Genomic DNA, 2,815 nt, shown 5'->3' with positions numbered 1-2,815 from the left:
CGGCTGAAGTCGGAGGCGCAGGAGAGCGCCGACCGGATGCGGGCGGAGGCGCAGGCCGCCGCCGAGCGGCTCGGCACGGAGGCCTCGGAGACGCTGGCCGCCGCCCAGGAGGAGGCCAACCGGCGCCGCCGCGAGGCGGAGGAGCTCCTCGGCAGCGCCCGGCAGGAGGCCGACCAGGAGCGCGAGCGGGCCCGCGAGCAGAGCGAGGAGCTGCTGGCCTCGGCGCGCAAACGCGTGGAGGAGGCGCAGACCGAGGCCGTACGGCTGGTCGAGGAGGCCGACCGGCGCGCCACGGAGATGGTGTCGGCGGCCGAGCAGCACGCCCAGCAGGTCCGGGACTCCGTCGCGGGGCTGCACGAGCAGGCCCAGGAGGAGATCACCGGCCTGCGCAGCGCCGCCGAGCACGCGGCGGACCGTACGCGCCGGGAGGCCCAGGAGGAGGCGGACCGGGTCCGCTCCGACGCCTACGCCGAGCGGGAGCGGGCGAGCGAGGACGCGGGCCGGCTGCGGCGCGAGGCGCACGAGGAGTCCGAGGCCGCCAAGGCGCTCGCCGAACGGACGATGTCCGAGGCGATCTCGGAGGCGGAGCGGATCCGCACGGACGTCGCCGAGCACGCCCAGCGGGTGCGCACGGAGGCGTCGGACGCGATCGCCGAGGCGGAGCAGGCCGCCTCGCGCACCCGGGCGGACGCCCGGGAGGACGCCAACCGCATCCGGTCGGACGCGGCGACGCAGGCGGACACCCTCATCACCGAGGCGCGCAACGAGGCGGAGCGGCTCACGACGGAGACGGTCCAGGAGACCGACCGGCTGCGCATGGACACGGTCGCCGAGGCCGAGCGGGTCCGTACGGAGGCGACCTCCGAGGCCGAGCGGGTGCGCTCCGAGGCGGCCACGGAGGCCGAGCGGGTGCGCGCGGAGTCGGTCGCCAAGGCCGAGCAGCTGGTCGGGGACGCCACCGGCGAGGCGGAGCGGCTGCGGGCCGAGGCCGCCGAGACGGTCGGTTCGGCGCAGCAGCACGCGGAGCGGATCCGCGCCGAGGCCGGACGTGTCAAGACCGATGCGGAGGCGGAGGCGGAGCGGCTGGTCAACGCCGCGCGCGAGGAGGCCGACCGCACGCTGGACGAGGCCCGCAAGGACGCCAACAAGCGGCGCTCCGAGGCGGCCGAGCAGGTCGACAAGCTCATCACGGAGACCACGGCCGAGGCGGACAAGCTGCTGACCGAGGCGCAGCAGCAGGCACACAAGACCACCGCGGAGGCCGAGTCGCAGGCCGACACGATGGTCGGCGCGGCCCGCACCGAGGCCGACCGACTGGTGTCCGAGGCGACGGTCGAGGGCAACTCCCAGGTGGAGAAGGCCCGTACGGATGCGGACGAGCTGCTGGTCGGCGCGCGCCGGGACGCCACGCAGATAAGGGAGCGTGCCGAGGAGCTGCGCGACCGCATCACCTCCGAGATCGAGGAGCTGCACGAGCGGGCCCGCCGTGAGTCGGCCGAGACGATGAAGTCCGCGGGCGACCGCTGCGACGCGCTCGTCAAGGCGGCCCAGGAGCAGCTGGCGAAGGCACAGGCGAAGGCCAAGGAGATCGTCTCGGAGGCCAACTCCGAGGCGGGCAAGGTCCGTATCGCCGCCGTGAAGAAGGCGGAGGGGCTGCTCAAGGAGGCCGAGCAGAAGAAGTCCACGCTGGTCCGGGAGGCCGAGGAGCTCAAGGCCGAGGCGATCCGCGAGGCCAAGCGCACGGTCGAGGAGGGCAAGCGCGAGCTGGAGGTCCTGGTCCGCCGCCGCGAGGACATCAACGCCGAGATCTCCCGTGTCCAGGACGTCCTGGAGGCGTTGGAGTCCTTCGAGGCCCCCTCTTCGGGCAAGGACAGCGGAGTCAAGGCCGGTGCGACGGTCGGCGCACCTCGTTCGGGTGGCAAGTCCTCGGATAGCTAGCGAAACGGGGCGAATCCGGTGTGTTCTGGGGCCTTTGGCCAAGTCTTTGGCAAGCGGTCCAGGGGTTAGCCACTCAAAAGGGGTGTCATTTTCCAGATCAAACGCGCATCCGCTCGATGACACACCGTTTCGGCCCCTAGGATTCCACCTATCACCTCACCGGTCTCATTCGACAGGAACCCCATGAGCGACACTTCCCCCTACGGCTTCGAGCTTGTGCGGCGTGGATACGACCGCGCTCAGGTGGACGAACGTATCTCCAAGCTCGTCTCCGACCGTGACAGCGCTCTCGCCCGCATCACCGCTCTGGAAAAGCGCATCGAAGAGCTCCACCTCGAGACGCAGAACGCCCAGGCCCAGATCACCGACGCCGAGCCGTCGTACGCGGGTCTCGGTGCGCGCGTGGAGAAGATCCTCCGCCTCGCCGAGGAGGAGGCGAAGGACCTGCGCGAGGAGGCCCGGCGCGCGGCCGAGCAGCACCGCGAGCTCGCCGAGTCGGCGGCCCAGCAGGTACGCAACGACGCCGAGTCGTACTCGGCGGAGCGCAAGGCGAAGGCCGAGGACGAGGGCCTGCGGATCGTCGAGAAGGCCAAGAGCGACGCCTCCCAGCTGCGCTCCGAGGCGCAGAAGGACGCGCAGTCGAAGCGCGAGGAGGCGGACGCCCTCTTCGAGGAGACCCGCGCGAAGGCCGCGCAGGCCGCCGCCGACTTCGAGACGAACCTCGCCAAGCGCCGCGAGCAGTCCGAGCGCGACCTGGCCTCCCGTCAGGCCAAGGCCGAGAAGCGCCTCGCCGAGATCGAGCACCGCGCCGAGCAGCTGCGCCTGGAGGCCGAGAACCTGCGACCGCCGGACAACCCCTCCCGCGAGATGGTGAACC

1 protein-coding gene and 1 pseudogene are annotated in these 2,815 nt (G+C 72.2%); both read left to right on the top strand.

All coding sequences use genetic code 11. The features are described from left to right. Nucleotides 1-1,938, top strand: a pseudogene (scy, locus tag ABZ281_RS44910) (polarized growth protein Scy); the annotation flags it as partial. A 183-nt stretch (nucleotides 1,939-2,121) separates the two neighbouring features. After that, on the top strand, nucleotides 2,122-2,815 hold a 694-nt coding region (locus ABZ281_RS44905; protein WP_356664103.1), incomplete at its 3' end, for a cellulose-binding protein.

This window comes from Streptomyces sp. NPDC006265 (assembly GCF_040613555.1).
Taxonomy (GTDB): domain Bacteria; phylum Actinomycetota; class Actinomycetes; order Streptomycetales; family Streptomycetaceae; genus Streptomyces.
This window is presented reverse-complemented; position numbering and strand designations above follow the sequence as displayed.